At 64.5% G+C, this 14927-nt stretch carries 15 protein-coding genes; 11 read left to right on the top strand and 4 right to left on the bottom strand.

What is annotated here, in order from left to right; translation table 11 throughout:
- Positions 1-103: 103 nt before the first annotated feature.
- Genes panB through WBP06_RS06270 form a run of 3 tightly spaced genes read left to right on the top strand, consistent with a single transcriptional unit; the run spans position 104 to position 3153 of the window.
- Positions 104-973, top strand: a complete 870-nt coding sequence (gene panB, locus WBP06_RS06280) for a 3-methyl-2-oxobutanoate hydroxymethyltransferase (RefSeq protein WP_395332925.1) — start codon at positions 104-106, stop codon at positions 971-973.
- Positions 974-978: 5 nt separating this feature from the next.
- Positions 979-1434, top strand: a complete 456-nt coding sequence (locus WBP06_RS06275) for a GNAT family N-acetyltransferase (RefSeq protein ID WP_395332923.1) — start codon at positions 979-981, stop codon at positions 1432-1434.
- Positions 1435-1476: 42 nt separating this feature from the next.
- Positions 1477-3153 carry a M20/M25/M40 family metallo-hydrolase gene (locus WBP06_RS06270; protein WP_395332921.1) on the top strand — a complete coding sequence of 559 codons (1677 nt, stop codon included), beginning with the start codon at positions 1477-1479 and terminating at the stop codon, positions 3151-3153.
- Between the two features lies 1 nt (position 3154).
- On the opposite strand, the gene WBP06_RS06265 is transcribed toward WBP06_RS06270, so the two are convergent.
- Positions 3155-3760, bottom strand: a complete 606-nt coding sequence (locus WBP06_RS06265) for a hypothetical protein (RefSeq protein WP_395332919.1) — start codon at positions 3758-3760, stop codon at positions 3155-3157.
- Positions 3720-4679: an ABC1 kinase family protein gene (locus tag WBP06_RS06260; RefSeq protein ID WP_395332917.1), complete on the bottom strand. Its 960-nt coding sequence runs from the start codon at positions 4677-4679 to the stop codon at positions 3720-3722. Before WBP06_RS06260 ends, WBP06_RS06265 begins: the two co-directional genes overlap by 41 nt.
- Positions 4680-4796: 117 nt before the next feature.
- Between WBP06_RS06260 and WBP06_RS06255 the strand changes: the two genes are divergently transcribed.
- Positions 4797-5381: a septal ring lytic transglycosylase RlpA family protein gene (locus tag WBP06_RS06255; RefSeq protein ID WP_395332915.1), complete on the top strand. Its 585-nt coding sequence runs from the start codon at positions 4797-4799 to the stop codon at positions 5379-5381.
- A 20-nt stretch (positions 5382-5401) separates the two neighbouring features.
- On the opposite strand, the gene WBP06_RS06250 is transcribed toward WBP06_RS06255, so the two are convergent.
- Positions 5402-6736 (bottom strand): surface lipoprotein assembly modifier, encoded by a 1335-nt coding sequence (locus WBP06_RS06250; RefSeq protein ID WP_395332913.1) that lies wholly within the window; start codon positions 6734-6736, stop codon positions 5402-5404.
- A 153-nt stretch (positions 6737-6889) separates the two neighbouring features.
- Positions 6890-7339 (bottom strand): globin domain-containing protein, encoded by a 450-nt coding sequence (locus tag WBP06_RS06245; protein WP_395332911.1) that lies wholly within the window; start codon positions 7337-7339, stop codon positions 6890-6892.
- Positions 7340-7432: 93 nt separating this feature from the next.
- Between WBP06_RS06245 and WBP06_RS06240 the strand changes: the two genes are divergently transcribed.
- The 7 genes from WBP06_RS06240 (at position 7433) to sucD (ending at position 14844) form a co-directional block, all read left to right on the top strand.
- Positions 7433-7852 carry an Rrf2 family transcriptional regulator gene (locus WBP06_RS06240; RefSeq protein WP_395332909.1) on the top strand — a complete coding sequence of 140 codons (420 nt, stop codon included), beginning with the start codon at positions 7433-7435 and terminating at the stop codon, positions 7850-7852.
- Between the two features lie 73 nt (positions 7853-7925).
- Entirely contained in the window at positions 7926-8087 is a 162-nt protein-coding gene (locus WBP06_RS06235; RefSeq protein ID WP_395332907.1) for a hypothetical protein, read from the top strand.
- 310 nt (positions 8088-8397) lie between these two features.
- Positions 8398-10560, top strand: coding sequence for a M3 family metallopeptidase (locus tag WBP06_RS06230; protein ID WP_395332906.1), 2163 nt, complete (start codon positions 8398-8400; stop codon positions 10558-10560).
- Between the two features lie 220 nt (positions 10561-10780).
- On the top strand, positions 10781-11887 hold the full coding sequence (locus WBP06_RS06225; protein ID WP_395332905.1) for a cell wall hydrolase: 1107 nt from the start codon (positions 10781-10783) through the stop codon (positions 11885-11887).
- A gap of 113 nt (positions 11888-12000) precedes the next feature.
- On the top strand, positions 12001-12351 hold the full coding sequence (locus WBP06_RS06220; RefSeq protein ID WP_395332904.1) for a hypothetical protein: 351 nt from the start codon (positions 12001-12003) through the stop codon (positions 12349-12351).
- Between the two features lie 454 nt (positions 12352-12805).
- Entirely contained in the window at positions 12806-13768 is a 963-nt protein-coding gene (mdh, locus tag WBP06_RS06215; RefSeq protein WP_395332903.1) for a malate dehydrogenase, read from the top strand.
- Between the two features lie 185 nt (positions 13769-13953).
- On the top strand, positions 13954-14844 hold the full coding sequence (gene sucD / locus WBP06_RS06210; protein ID WP_395332901.1) for a succinate--CoA ligase subunit alpha: 891 nt from the start codon (positions 13954-13956) through the stop codon (positions 14842-14844).
- Positions 14845-14927 lie beyond the last annotated feature (83 nt).

Here is a 14927-nt window from a genome sequence, read left to right as displayed (position 1 = left end):
GGTTCCCCATATTTACTGCATCTGGTCCATACGAAGGGACCACTCTGCAAGGATCGCCGTTCCGGGGTTTTCCCGCCGGTTGCGGCCCGCTAGAAGACCGGTCATGTCCACGACCTTCCAGCTCGACACCGCGACCAGCCGCGCCAACCCCACCCCGGCACCGATGAAGCGCCTGACGGTCCCGGCCATCCAGCGCCGCAAGGCCGGCGGCCTCACGGCCGACCCGCTGGTCATGCTGACCGCCTACACCGCCCGCCAGGCGCAGATCCTCGACGAACACTGCGACATCCTGCTGGTGGGAGATTCGCTGGCACAGGTCATCTACGGCCTACCCTCAACCCTGCCCGTCACTCTCGACATGATGATCGCCCATGGCGCCGCTGTCGTGCGCGGCAGCTATCATTCGCTCGTGGTCGTCGACATGCCGTTCGGCTCTTACGAAGAAAGCCCGCAACAGGCTTTCGCGTCGGCCGCTAGGGTCATGGCGGAGACGGGCTGCGCGGCGGTGAAGCTTGAGGGCGGCGTCGCCATGGCGGAAACGATTGCCTTCCTGACCAGCCGCGGCATTCCGGTGATGGCGCATATCGGCCTCACTCCGCAGGCCGTAAATGCACTGGGCGGCTATGGCGCGCGCGGCCGCAGCCAGGAAGAGCATGCCAAGATCATCTCCGACGGCAAGGCCGTGGCTGGGGCCGGCGCATTCTCCGTCGTGGTGGAGGGCGTGGTGGAACCGATCGCCATCTCGCTGACCCAGAGCCTTGAAATCCCGGTGATCGGCATCGGCGCCTCCGCACAGTGCGACGGGCAGGTGCTGGTCGCCGAGGACATGCTCGGCATGTTCGACCGGGTGCCGCGTTTCGTGAAGCGCTATGCCGACATGGCCACGCTGGTATCGGAAGCTGCCGCCAAGTATGCCGAAGAAGTCCGCGCGCGTGCCTTCCCGGGCCCAGAACAGACCTATCAGCCGAAGTGATCGCGGTGGATTTACGGGTCGACGACCCGACCGCACCTTACGTCGCCGAGTTGCTTGCCCATCACCTTGCCGAACTGGCTGCGGTGATGGGCGAACACGCCTTCGCACTCGATGCGAGCGGCCTGGCCGAACCCGCAGTGACCTTCTGGACCGCATGGCGCGGCGAAAAGCTGGTGGGTTTTGCTGCGCTCAAACTGCTGGGTAACGGCGATGGCGAGGTGAAGTCGATGCGCGCCGCTCCGGAAGCGCGGGGCACCGGCGTCGGCCGCGCGCTGATCGATCACGTCGTTGCCGAGGCGCGCGACCGAGGGTTGGAGCGGCTTTATCTGGAGACCGGCACCTCCCCGCTTCACCAGCCGGCCATCGACCTCTACCGCAAGAGCGGGTTCCTATCCTGCCCGCCCTTCGCGGATTACGAATCGAGCCCGCACAACCAGTTCATGGTGTTGGAGTTGCGTTAAGCGCCCTTGCCTACCCTGCCTCCGCGCCTAAAAGCGGGGGCCATGAAAATATCCCCCCTTCTGGCGCCCCCCGCCATGGCCGTCGCGGCGCTGCTCGCCTCCGTGTCCCACCCTGCCATCGCGAAGGAAGCGATCGATCCCGACCGGATGGTCGCCGATGTGAAGACGCTGGCATCCGACACGTTCGAAGGCCGCGCACCAGGCACCGTGGGTGAGGAACGCACGATCGGCTATCTGATCGCACGTTTTCAGGACATCGGCCTTCAGCCGGCCGGACCTGACGGACAGTGGGTGCAGAAAGTGCCGCTGCTGCACACCACGCTGGGTGCACCCAGGGCTCTGGCGTTCAAAGGCCCCAAGGGCACCATGCCCGTCTCGGTCGCCAAGGACATCTACATCTCCACCATCCGCCCTGACGACAGTGCGCGTATCGCTGGCGCTCCAGTGGTCTTCGTCGGCTATGGCGTAAAGGCGCCCGAACGCGGTTGGGACGATTTCAAGGGCACGGACCTGAAAGGCAAGGTCGTCGTCTTCCTCATCAACGACCCGGACTTCTACGCAAAGAAGGGCGAGCCCGCCGCCGGCAAGTTCGGCGACCGGACGATGACCTACTACGGCCGCTGGACCTACAAGTTCGAGGAAGCAGCACGTCAGGGGGCGATCGGTGCGCTGATCGTTCATGACACGGCCGGTGCCGGCTATGGCTGGAACGTGGTCACCAGCCCAGGCGGCGAGAATTACGACATCGTGCGCCAGCCGGACCACCTCACCAGCCTTGCCCTGCAGGGCTGGCTTTCCGCCGATGCGGCGACGCGGCTGTTCGCTTCGGCGGGGCTGGACCTTGCCAAGCTTTCGGCCGCGGCACGCCGCCCGGACTTCAAGCCCGTGGACCTCAAGGGCGTGACTTTCGATGCCGACGTGCCAGTGAACCACGAAGAGGTCATGAGCCACAACGTGCTGGCGCAGATTCCCGGTACGACACGCAAGAACGAAGTGGTGATGTTCGGCGCCCACTGGGACGCCTATGGCAAGGGCGCTCCCGATGCGCAGGGTCGCATCTACCGCGCGGGCGCCAATGACGACGGCATCGGCATTGCCGGCATTCTCGACATCGCCCGCGTCATGAAGGCGGAAGCCGCGCCGCAGCGCACGGTGGTGTTCGCCGCTTGGTCGGCCGAGGAGCGCGGACTGCTGGGCTCGGAATTCTATGCCGCCAACCCGGTGTTTCCGATGGAGAAGACCGTCGCCAACCTCACCATCGACGTGCTGCAGACCGCCGGCGCCGCAAACGATGTGACGCTGATCGGCAAGGGGCAGGATACGCTGGAGGACGACATGGCCCGCGTCGCCGCCACGCAGGGCCGCCGCGTCACCCCGGAAAGCCTGCCCGAGCGCGGACTGTTCTACCGCGCCGATCACTTCTCCTTCGCCAAGCGCGGCGTGCCGGTCATGCTGATGATGGGCATCGCCGGCGCCTCCGATCTCAAGCAGGGCGGCATCAAGGCGGGACAGGCGTGGATCGATGCCTATACCGGCCAGTGCTACCATCAGGCCTGCGACGCCTGGTCGCCCGACTGGAAGATGGAAGGCGCCGTGCAGGATGTGGAACTGATCCGCACCATCGGTGAAGAACTCGCCAACTCGGCCAAGTGGCCGCAGTGGAAGTCGGGCTCGGAATTCAAGGCCGCGCGCGACAAGTCCGAGGCCGCCCGCCACTAACTCAAGTCCAGTGGATGAGCAGGTCGGCGAGCGCGTGAAACACCACCGCTCCGCCGACCAGCCATCCGGCCAGCCTGATAGCCTTAGCCGTGTCCTCCTCACGCGGCGGAGGAGATGGAGCCTCCATTCGCGAAGAGGCGGCCCGCAGAAAGCGCGGCGCTTCCTCGGCTAGGCGCGAAAATTCCAGTAGCGCCGTTTCCAGCTTGTCCGGCGCGGCAAGGCGCGAAAGCCGCGAAGCAACGAGCTTGCCCCGCATGCGTTCCAATGCGTCCGACAAGTCGAAATCCGGCGCGATGCTGGTCAGCACGCCGTCCATCGTCACCATCGCCTTGAAGATCAGTACCAGATCGGGTGGCAGGACCAGCCCTTCCTGCCGCAGCAGTGGGAAGAAGTCGGCGACCATCGCATTCAGGACCAAGGCCCCGGTGCCATGTCGTGCCACGAGCCGTTCGGATGCCCGCAGCAGTTTTTCGCGAGGAACATCGCCGCCGTCCGACCATGTGGCTAGCATGTCCGCCACACCGCCGGGATCGCCACTGCGCAAGGCGAGCACAAAGGTCAGGAATTCATGCTGCCGGCGCGGACTGACGAAGCCGACAGAACCCATATCGAGCAGCGCCAGCCCGTCGCCCCCCCGCAGTCTCGGGACGCAGGCACAACAAGTTGCCGGGATGCGGATCGGCGTGGAAGCGCCCATTGACCAGCACCATCTCCAGCACCAGTTCCGCGCCAAGCGAAGCGATGCGCGATGGATCGATGCCGGCGGCCTTCAACGCCTCCGGATCGCGCGGCGGCACGCCATCGATGTAGTCCATGACCAGCACCTGCTCGCCAGTCCACTCCCAATGGATGCGCGGTACGGTAACGCGATCCAGCGAAGCGAGATCAGCCCGCAGCAGTTCGGCATTGCGCCCCTCGTTGGTGAAATCGAGTTCGTCCAGAATCTCGCGACCAAGTTGTTCGATCATGGCGGCCGGCTTCATCCGGCGAACCACGGCGCTGCGCGCCTCCGCCAAGGCGGCAAGATGACGCATCAGCCTGAGGTCCGCCTCCATCCGGGCGCGGATCCCCGGACGGCGGATTTTCACCACCACTTCCCTGCCATCGTGCAGCCGCGCCCGGTGGACTTGCGCGATGGATGCGGCTGCGAGCGGTTCGGTATCGAAATGGGCGAACGCACTTTCGGGCGGTTCGCCCAGCGCCGCCTCCACTTCACTGCGCAATTCCTCGAACGGCACACGCGGCGCATCGCTTTGCAACTGCTCGAAAGCGGTGATCCATGGATCGGGCAGCAAGTCGCGCCGGGTTGCCAGGATCTGGCCGAGCTTCACGTACGTCGGCCCCAGCGCTTCCAGCCCGCGCCGGGTGCGACTGGGCAGATCGCGCGCCTCGGAACCAGCACCGTCATCGCCCTCCCCTATCCCCAGCCGCACCGCCAGCGATTCCAGCCCGAAACGCGCGATCACGGCGGATACTTCCGTCATTCGGCCCCGGTCCCGCGCAGCCACGGCTATGGACTTGAACATGCATCGCTCCTTCAGCGGTGGACAACCGGTCGATCCGGTCCACGGTTCCGGCGGTCCGCCCCTCCCCGGCGTCAAGACGATTGGACAGGGCACCGGATGCAACGCTAGGGATCGGGCATGAGCGGCAGTTTAACGGGGGCGCTCAAGCCCATATTCGCAATTGCATTGGTCTCGACGCTGGCAGCCTGCGGCGGTGGCACGAAGTTTCGCGCCGTCAGCGATGTGCCGGTACGCGTCGGCCCGCCTTACAAAGTGCGCGGCGTCACGTACACGCCCGCCAATCAGCCCGGCTACGACGTTCTGGGCTATGCGACGTGGTACGGGAAGGAGTCCGGCAACCAGGTAGCCAATGGCGAACGCTTCCGCCCCGACTGGATCACCGCCGCACACAAGACGCTGCCGCTGCCGAGCTATGTCGAAGTCACTTCGCTCGATACCGGCCGGCGCATCCTCGTGCGCGTCAACGACCGCGGCCCTTACGGCGAAAGCGCCCGCGTGATCGACCTGTCGCGCGGCGCCGCCGAAGCGCTGGGCATTCGTGCAAAAGGCAAGGCCGCCGTGCGTGTGCGCGTGGTCGATCCCTCCGAAAAGGACCGCGCCGCCCTGCGGAAAGGCAAGACGGCGCAGGAACTGCCGCCGATCACCCCATCAGCGCTGACGAACCTGCAATCCCAGTTCGAGCGCGGCGTGGGTACTCGCTGAGCCTGAGACCTGCTGCGCTGCTAGAACGCCGATGTGACGCCGAATTCGGCGGCCACGCGGCGATAGTCGTAGATTTCGATGGTCGATCGGTTGCGCTCCCACCTCAGGCGCACCAGCGGCGCGAAAGTACCGACGTGAAGCGCGCGCAAGGTTGCCGCGATGCTGGCGTTGTAGCGGTCTTCGATCCGCCGCTTGGGATAAAGAAACAGGCGCTCGTCCGCTTCCAGGTGGCTGTAGCCGACCGTGCCGACCAGCGTGGTTCGGCCCAATTCGCGAAAGAGATAGGCAGACACGCCGCCACTTGCGAGCGAGTAACCCGGATCGCGCACCGCCTCGCGAAAGCCATAGAACTGGAGACCGCCGCCAAACCGAGCCGAAAACGCGCGATCGAGGCTGGTCGAAAGGGTGTAGTCCCATCCGGTCTGCAAGGCGTTCCGGCGGTTGGTCACATGGCTGGCGCCACCTTCGACGCGCAATTGCCCGCGCTTGCCCATCGGGTGTTGGATCGCTGCGTTGCCGCCAAGGTTCAGCGAATAGGGGTCCAGTCCGTACCAACGCCAGGTAGGACCTGCCGAAACCGTTACCAGATCCCCGCCAGACACGAACTGAGGGCCCGTCTGAAGCGCCAGCGAGATATCGTCGAAACGGCTATCCTTGTAGAGCGTCGCGCTGGTTGAAACGCGCGTCATCAGTTCCGCGCTTTTCGAAATTCCAAGCCGGAAGTAGCCCTGCCCCCGCACATCGAGCCCAAGGCCGGACTTTGCCTGCGCATCGTCGTCCAGCGTGAAGTCGCCGATAACCGTGCCCAGCTTGTCTCCCCGGGTGGCGCGGTTGATATTGCTGTCGGGGGCCAGCGCCACCTCGATCGAGCCGCCGAACGGCTTTTTCGCGGTGAGCGCACGGCTGTAGAAGCGGACCAATTGCTCGACTTCCGGCGGCAATCCGGATGCCTCCGCCGCGCGCAGTTCGCGACGTGCTGCTGCCAGATTTCCCATCTGCGCCTGCATCCGCGCCAGTTCGAGGCGCACACGCCCCGCCCCCGGCTTGTCGTCCAGAATGCGCCGCAATTCCAAGGCCGCATCCGAATAGCGATGCAATTGATCGCCCAGCATCAGCGCCAGGCGGAAGCGCGCCTCGGTACGGACTTCAAGATCCCGATCCTGCGTCAGCGCGCGATAGGCAACTTCGGCGGTGGGAAAATCGCCTTTCGCACGCGCTTCTTCCGCCATGGCAAACACCTGAACGGCCGAAAGCGATTTGCTTTCGGTCCGCTCACCCGCGCGCGGGGCGGGAACATCCTCCTGCCCCGATGCGACCTGCGCAGTCGCCCCGGTTGCGACGCCCGCCAAGGCCATCGCCGCCAGCCATTTATGAATCCGAATGTCACACCCCCCGGTTGAGGCGGCGTGCTTATGGCGAGAAGCAAGCGCTTGTCCATATGCGGCAAGCACGTTTGCCAGGGTAAATCCGCCCTCGACGGACCGACTCATCCGTTCGGGGGCGATGGATCAGGCCGTTTCCATTTCGGCGTAGGCATCGGCCTCCTTGCCGATCAGAATATCGGCGAGGAACCAGTAGGCTTCTCCCCAGGCGGCGAGCACTTCGTCCGTCGCCGCTTCGCCCAACACATCGCGGATGGCGGGAAGCAGCGCTTCGGCCACCAGCGGGTAGTGCTCCGCCTTCACACCGGTATCGACATGGCGCTGCACCATGCGCGCAACCGCGCCGGTCAGGTTCTGCAACTTGTCCACGTTCTGTGCATAGCCAAGGATCGCTGCAGCCAGACGGCGTGGCTGCTCACCCGATTCCTGCGCGGCCTGATCGAACATGGCGCGCACATCCTCATTCTCGAAAAGGCGCGCATACATGCGCGTCGTGATCTCCACACCGTGCTGCTGAAGCGCGGGTGCAGTAGCCTTGATCAAGGCAATGGTGGTTTCGCTGAGAGGAGCAGCCATCTCGAATCTTCCTTAAAGATGCAAACTGAATACATCTATACCTGCAGCCCTAAAAGATGTAAACAAAAAGCATCATTATCCGGAGACTGCGATTTGCGCCTTACCGCGCACACAGATTACGCCTTGCGCATCCTGCTTCATGCCGCTGTCGATCCAGACCGGCTGTTCTCGATCGCGCAAGTGGCCGACGCACACGCCATTTCGCGCAATCACGCGATGAAGGTGGTAAACCTGCTGGGCAACGCCGGATTGCTGGAAACAGTGCGCGGTCGCGGCGGCGGCTTTCGACTTGGCAGACCGGCCATTGCGATCACGCTGGGCGAAGTCGTGCGGCTCACCGAACCCAATCTCCAGCCCGCCGATTGCGACAATTGCCTGCTGCGGGGTGCCTGCGGCCTGACCGCTCTGCTGCGCAAGGCGATGGGCGCATTTCTGGCAGAACTGGACGCGTATACGCTGGCCGATGCGGCGAACGGAACGCGCCTTCCGCTTCCCCTTCCCGCCGTCGGCTGATAGTCCTGATGCTGGACCAAAGTCGGGAACCAACGCCGACAGTCCGCGTTTGCCGCCTTGAGAGGAGATGATCATGAACATCGGTGCAGAACTTCCTTACCGCCGCAGCCGTTTTGCGCGCCGCACCGGATCGCTGATCTTCGATCGCCAGCTTGAAGATCGCGTGCGCCAGCACGACGAAGGCCGCGATCAGCCGATGCAGATTTGGTCGAACGGTCGCTTCCGGTCGAACTGACCGGGCCGGAATCCCCCGCCGGCGATAGAGCCTCTTCAAGAGGCATCCCGCGGCCGTCGAGGCGCCGGGGCGTAAGCATGTTGCGCCCCGGCGTCATAGTTCTGGCGATCCGAAAAGCCGGCAAGCATCTTTGCGCAACCTGTCACAATTGGTCGCCAGTGCGCTTGCCTGTGGCTGTTTTCTGCGCTTCAACCCCGGTCATCCACCAACTGCGGCGCCCATGCCAGCGCGCCGGACGCGGCCGTTTGTTCGGCTCCACGTTCCGGTTGCCTTCTCTTTTCCGGGTTGCCGCCGCCAGGAGAAATGACCGATGAAGACCCGGCTCATGGCCGCCGCTGCCCCGCTCGTACTCGGCGCCGGCCTGCTTGGAGGCATCCCCATGACTGCGTTCGCCAAGGAAGCTCCGAAGGCCGCTGCCCCGGCCTATACCGGCCCCTTCGCACAGCCCAGCACCCTGCCCTACGGCGCGCCGGACTTCTCACAGTACAAGGACAGTGACTGGCAGCCGGCGATCGAGGCTGCGATCGCCATCAAGCGCGCCGAGATCAAGGCAATCGCCACCAACAAGGCCAAGCCGACGTTCGAGAACACACTGGTCGCCATGGAACGCGCGGGCAGCATGTACGATCGCGTGGACAACGTGTTCAGCCAGCTGACCTCAGCCAATACCAATGGCACGCTGGACGCTGCGGACACCGCGCTCAGCCCGAAGATTTCCGCGCTCAACGATGACATCTATCTCGACGATGCACTCTTCGCCCGCGTGAAGGCCGTGCATGACAGCGCCGAAGGCAAGGCGCTGACCGGCGAAGACGCGATGCTGCTTTCGACCACTTACGCCAAGTTCGTCAATCGCGGCGCGTTGCTCTCGGCCACGCAGAAGGTGGAACTGAAGAAGCTAAACCTTGAGATCGCCACACTGGAGACCAAGTTCTCCCAGACGCTGACCGCCGGCACCGCCGCGCACGGCGTAGTCTTCGACAATGCCGCCGAATTGAAGGGCATGAGCGACGCCGCCATCGCCGAAGCTGCCAAGCGCGCCGCAGAACAGGGCAAGCCGGGCAAGTACCTGATCCCGCTGCTCAACTTTACCCAGCAGCCGGTACTGACGCAGCTGACCAACCGCGACAGCCGCAAGAAGGTGTTCGAAGCCAGCATCAATCGCACCAGTTCGAGCGATCAGTACGACACCACCGGCATCGTCAGCCAGATCGCAGTGGCGCGCGCCAAGAAGGCGCAGCTGTTGGGCAAGCCGGATTTCGCCACGCTCAACATGTACAACCAGATGATCACGTCGCCCAAGCAGGCGATGGACTTCATGAAGGGCTTCGTCCCCGCCCTGCGCGCCACGCAGGATCGTGAGGCCGCCCTGCTGACCGAAGCCGCCAAGGCGGATGGCGTCACCGATGCGCTTCAGCCCTGGGACTGGAGCTACTATGCGGAGAAGGTTCGCAAGGCGAAGTACGACCTCGACGAGGCGGCGATCAAGCCGTACTTCGAGGTGTGGAACGTACTGGAAAACGGCGTTTTCTACGCCGCCACGCAAACTTACGGCATCACCTTCAAGCGCCGCACCGACCTTTCGGGCTATCACCCGTCGATGCGCGTCTATGAAGTGTTCGACAAGGATGGCTCGTCGCTCGCGCTGTTCTACTATGATCCCTTCGCCCGCCCCAACAAGAAGGGCGGCGCATGGATGAACAACTTCGTCGACCAGTCCTACATCAACGGCACCAAGCCGGTGATCGTCAACACGCTCAACATCGATCCGCCCGCCGATGGCCAGCCTCCGCTCGCCACTTGGGATAACGTGACGACGATGTTCCACGAATTCGGCCACGCGCTGCACGGCTTCTTCGCCAGCCAGAAGTACACGTCGCTTTCCGGCACCAACACCGCGCGTGACTTCGTGGAGTTCCCCAGCCAGTTCAACGAGAACTTCGCCACCGTGCCGCAAGTGCTGAACCACTTCGCCAAGCATTATCAGACCGGCGCGCCGCTGCCGGCGGGCCTGCTCGACAAGATCCAGGCCGCGGGCAAGTTCAACCAGGGCCTGGGCCTGGGCGAGACGCTGACTTCGGCCATGCTCGACATGCGCTGGCACACCCTGAACCCTGAAGAGGCAGCACAGCCGCCAATGGCCTTCGAAGCCAAGGCGCTGGCGGAAACCGGCCTGCGCACGGACCTGATCCCGCCCCGCTACAAGACGCCCTACTTCCGCCATATCTGGGACAACGGCTACGCGGCCGGCTACTACGCCTATATCTGGACCGAAGTGCTGGCCCACGATGGTTGGGCCTGGGTGGAAAAGAACGGCGGCATGACCCGCGCCAATGGCGACCACATCCGCGCCAGCTTCCTGGGCCAGGGCCATTCGAAGGACTTTGCGCAGATGTATCGCGATTTCACCGGGCATGATCCCAGCGTGGAACCGATGCTGGAGGCACGCGGACTGACGCAGGCCTCCAAGTAACGGCGCCACGCAGCGACAAAGGAAAACGGGCAGGCGCGACCTGCCCGTTTTTCGTTTCACCACCCATACCTTCGACCGGAATGGCGCGTTCGCTACTCCTTCATCCTTTCCGCTCATAGCGTTCCGCTTCGGGACGGCTTCGACTCCGACCATGCGGAACACCGCCCGATGCGTTACGCGCAAAGGCGCGCTACCTTGAATCTGGACCTTGGGACTGCTTGTGACGGATATCGCCCCCATCCCTAAACTCCGCGGAATGGAGCCGCTCTCGCGCGACTTCGCAGTGCGCGGTGGATGGCGTCATCGGCGTAAACAGGCCCAGAAGCGGTGGGCACTGGCGATTGGTGTGCTGGCGGCGATGGCCCTGCCTGCCTTTGCCGAGCCGGGAAGCTGGGGCCGTTTTTCCATCGGCGACGCGCCGGCCGCAAACGAGGGCGTCCTGCCAATGCCCTTCGAGCAGAAGGGCGAAAGCTTTCCAGGCTCGGCCTATTACTACCTCCAGACAGAACCGGCGGTTCAGACTACAACCACCGATAACGCCTTCAACGACCCTTCAGGGCCGATTGCACGGCCGTTCCGCTTCGAGGGATCCACCCTCGATCGCGCGCGGGCGCAGCAATGCATGACCATGGCAATCTACTACGAAGCCGCGACCGAGCCTGATGGCGGGCAGCGCGCCGTGGCCCAGGTCGTTCTCAATCGGCTGGCGCACCCGGCCTATCCCAAGACGGTCTGCGGCGTCGTATTCGAAGGATCTGAGCGGCCGACCGGCTGCCAGTTCACCTTCGCCTGTGACGGGTCACTGGCCCGCGCGCCGCAGCGCTTCTTCTGGGATCGGGCGGCCGCCGTCGCCCGCGCGGCACTGGCCGGCTATGTGTATGCCCCCGCTGGACTGGCGACGCATTATCATACGATCCAGGTCAATCCCTACTGGGCGCCGAGCCTCCACTACCTTACCACCATCGGCGCGCACCGCTTCTACAGCTTCGCAGGGGCCGCTGGCGCTCCGGCGTCTTTCCGCCTGGCCTATCTGGGCGGCGAGCCATTGGCCGCGCCCCATCCGCGCGATCTTTCCGCCGCAACCGCCATGGCCGACGCGGCGCTCGATCCCGTTGCACTGCAACGCGCGTTCGCCGTGCCAGGCGATGCTCCCGCCGCCCGCTCGGCCCCCGCAGCGAGCGACAGCGCCCCGGCGCCGCGCTACTCCGATGAAGTGCGCGCGCGCGGTGGCGACGACCTCTACCGCGCCCAAGGCTTGCCCGAGGCGCAGGGCATTCGCCCCGAATATGCCAATTCCGGCAAATGGATAGCCAAGCCGAGCACCTGAAAACCCGCGACAAAGGGCAAAGATAACGCTCTGGCAACCATAGGCCCTCACGAAGACTTAGCGGCCTGCGTGGCAGAAATAGCCCTGCGACAACGACAAAAGGGCCCGCAACGATGACCATCCGCTTTTCCGCTGCACGCGGCGATACGCCACCGGCGGTCATGCGCTTGCTCTGTTCGTGGGCCCCGCTCGACGCCGTCAACGACAACGGCGCCACGCGCCGCGCCTCTCCAGTAATACCCTCGGCCGCCAACCAGAACGGCCATGACGAGCGTATGCTGACAGAGGCACTGCGCCATTTCGCGGTCTACGGCCTCTCCGCCGCCCGCCATGCCCGCGCCAACGCAGAGGCTGCCCGCCTTGCCGGCGACGACAAGGCTTGTGAATGGTGGATCGCCGTATGCCGCCAGCTCGATCGCCGCATGGCTGAGGCCTTCGAACGACGCATTGCCCGCAGCGGGTGACTACGAAAGAGGCTCTCCCCACCATGCCCCTCCAAACGGGCGTCGCAGCAGGCGGCGCCCGTTCTTCGTTCTGCGTTCCCGTTCGCGACCACGCGCCTTGCCGATGCGCCGACTCGCTTCGGCCGTTCTTGCCAGTGTCACCGGACTGCGGGAAGATTCACGCCTTCACAGCTCGTTCATGGGCTTGCGAATAGTGCGGTCGCGATTGCGCCGATCGGTTGGCCTGAGGCGATTCCCGACACGGAATCCCGTACTTCCACCCCGACTATTGCAATTGCGAACTATTATCATTAAATTCTTCATCGTCCCGCCTTTCTGCGGCGGTTTCCCGGTTGCAATGTCGGATTGAGGGGCGTACGGCGCCCTTCGTCAACACCGGCACCTGCCTTTAGCGGGACACAGCAGGAGCCATTTCGTCCGAAGCGCCCGCCTTGTGGGAAGGACAAGCAGCAACATGGCTCGTAAGAAGATTGCCCTTATCGGCGCCGGCAACATCGGCGGCACGCTCGCGCACCTCGCTGCGCAGAAGGAACTGGGCGACATCGTCCTGTTCGACGTCGCCGAAGGCCTGCCGCAGGGCAAGGCGCTTGATCTGTCGCAGTGCGGCCCCGTCGAAGGCTTCGACGCCAAGATCACCGGCACCAACGACTATGCCGACATCGCAGGCGCAGACGTGATCATCGTCACCGCCGGTGTCGCCCGCAAGCCCGGCATGAGCCGCGACGACCTGCTCGGCATCAACCTCAAGGTGATGAAGTCGGTCGGCGAAGGCATCGCCGCCAACGCTCCCGACGCTTTCGTGATCTGCATCACCAACCCGCTCGACGCGATGGTCTGGGCGCTGCGCGAATTCTCGGGCCTGCCCCACAACAAGGTCGTCGGCATGGCCGGCGTTCTGGACTCGGCCCGCTTCTCGACCTTCCTGGCCTGGGAATTCGGCGTTTCGGTCCGCGACGTGACCTCGTTCGTGCTCGGCGGCCACGGCGACACCATGGTGCCGGTGGTCGAATACTCGACCGTCAAGGGCATCCCGGTTCCCGACCTCATCAAGATGGGCAAGTCCACGCAGGAGCGCATCGACGCCATCGTCAAGCGCACCGCCAACGGCGGCGGCGAAGTGGTTGGCCTGCTCAAGACCGGCTCGGCCTTCTACGCCCCCGCTGCTTCGGCGATCGCCATGGCTGAATCGTACCTGGGTGACCAGAAGCGCGTCCTGCCCTGCGCCGCGCACCTCGAAGGCCAGTATGGCGTTGACAACCTCTACGTCGGCGTGCCCGTCGTGATCGGCGCCGGCGGCGTCGAGCAGGTGATCGAGATCGAACTGAACGAGCAGGCGAAGGCCGGCCTTCAGGTTTCGATCGACGCGGTCAAGGAACTGCTGGTGGCCTGCAAGGGCATCGACAGCTCGCTGGCCTGATCTGACTTAACCGGCCCCGCCAGCTCCCCCCAAAAACGCGAACCAATGCGTTTCGAGGGGGCTGGCGGGGTTACGGCTTACCGGGCCGTTGATTTTACGACTTGGTTGCACTTCGCGGAATTTGCGCCATGGCGCTTCCCAAGCCGGAATCGGCCCACCCCAGGAACAGGAATTAGGATTTCCCTATGTCCATTCTCGTCGACAAGAACACCAAGGTCATTACCCAGGGTATGACCGGCAAGACCGGCAGCTTCCACACCGAAGCCGCGCTGGCCTACGGCACCCAGATGGTTGCCGGCGTCACCCCCGGCAAGGGCGGCTCCAGCCACCTTGACCTGCCCCAGTACGACACCGTCGCCGAAGCCAAGGCTGCCACCGGCGCGACCGCTTCGTGCATCTACGTTCCGCCCGCCGGCTGCGCCGACGCCATCCTCGAGGCGATCGACGCCGAGATGGAACTGATCGTCGCGATCACCGAAGGCGTTCCGGTTCTGGACATGGTCCGCGTGAAGCGCGCCCTCTCGGGCTCGAAGTCGCGCCTGATCGGCCCGAACTGCCCCGGCGTTCTTACCCCCGGCGAATGCAAGATCGGCATCATGCCCGGCAGCATCTTCTCCAAGGGTTCGGTGGGCGTTGTTTCGCGCTCGGGCACGCTTACCTATGAAGCGGTGTTCCAGACCACCAACGCCGGCCTCGGCCAGACCACGGCGGTCGGCATCGGCGGTGACCCGGTCAACGGCACCAACTTTATCGACGTCCTGGAACTGTTCCTGGCCGACGAAGCTACCAAGTCGATCATCATGATCGGCGAAATCGGCGGCAGCGCCGAAGAAGAAGCGGCTCAGTTCCTGAAGGACGAAGCCAAGCGTGGCCGCAAGAAGCCCATGGTTGGTTTCATCGCCGGCCGCACGGCTCCTCCGGGCCGTCGCATGGGCCACGCCGGTGCGATCGTTTCGGGCGGCCAGGGCGGCGCCGAGGACAAGATCGCGGCGATGGAAGAAGCGGGCATCCGCGTCTCCCCCTCGCCCTCGCTCCTGGGCGAGACGCTGGTCGAGGTTCTCAAGGAACTGGCGTAAACCAGTTTTGCCCGTGGCGGCGGTTCGCCGTCGCCACGGGTCTATAAATAACCGGTGCGCTTCTGACGCCGGACGATTTGCGA

This window comes from Novosphingobium mississippiense, assembly GCF_044029535.1.
Taxonomy (GTDB): Bacteria; Pseudomonadota; Alphaproteobacteria; order Sphingomonadales; family Sphingomonadaceae; genus Novosphingobium.
Note: the sequence above shows the minus strand (reverse complement) of the source record. Positions and strands in the feature narration are given on the sequence as shown.

Excerpts from the sequence above, each read along its gene's own strand:
- mdh (WP_395332903.1), top strand. The coding sequence starts at position 12,806 with ATGGCTCGTAAGAAGATTGCCCTTATCGGCGCCGGCAACATCGGCGGC.
- WBP06_RS06260 (WP_395332917.1), bottom strand. The coding sequence starts at position 4,679 with ATGTTCAAGTCCATAGCCGTGGCTGCGCGGGACCGGGGCCGAATGACG.
- WBP06_RS06270 (WP_395332921.1), top strand. The coding sequence starts at position 1,477 with ATGAAAATATCCCCCCTTCTGGCGCCCCCCGCCATGGCCGTCGCGGCG.
- WBP06_RS06220 (WP_395332904.1), top strand. The coding sequence starts at position 12,001 with ATGACCATCCGCTTTTCCGCTGCACGCGGCGATACGCCACCGGCGGTC.
- WBP06_RS06265 (WP_395332919.1), bottom strand. The coding sequence starts at position 3,760 with ATGGGTTCTGTCGGCTTCGTCAGTCCGCGCCGGCAGCATGAATTCCTG.
- WBP06_RS06250 (WP_395332913.1), bottom strand. The coding sequence starts at position 6,736 with ATGGCCTTGGCGGGCGTCGCAACCGGGGCGACTGCGCAGGTCGCATCG.
- panB (WP_395332925.1), top strand. The coding sequence starts at position 104 with ATGTCCACGACCTTCCAGCTCGACACCGCGACCAGCCGCGCCAACCCC.
- WBP06_RS06235 (WP_395332907.1), top strand. The coding sequence starts at position 7,926 with ATGAACATCGGTGCAGAACTTCCTTACCGCCGCAGCCGTTTTGCGCGC.
- WBP06_RS06230 (WP_395332906.1), top strand. The coding sequence starts at position 8,398 with ATGAAGACCCGGCTCATGGCCGCCGCTGCCCCGCTCGTACTCGGCGCC.
- WBP06_RS06255 (WP_395332915.1), top strand. The coding sequence starts at position 4,797 with ATGAGCGGCAGTTTAACGGGGGCGCTCAAGCCCATATTCGCAATTGCA.
- WBP06_RS06245 (WP_395332911.1), bottom strand. The coding sequence starts at position 7,339 with ATGGCTGCTCCTCTCAGCGAAACCACCATTGCCTTGATCAAGGCTACT.
- sucD (WP_395332901.1), top strand. The coding sequence starts at position 13,954 with ATGTCCATTCTCGTCGACAAGAACACCAAGGTCATTACCCAGGGTATG.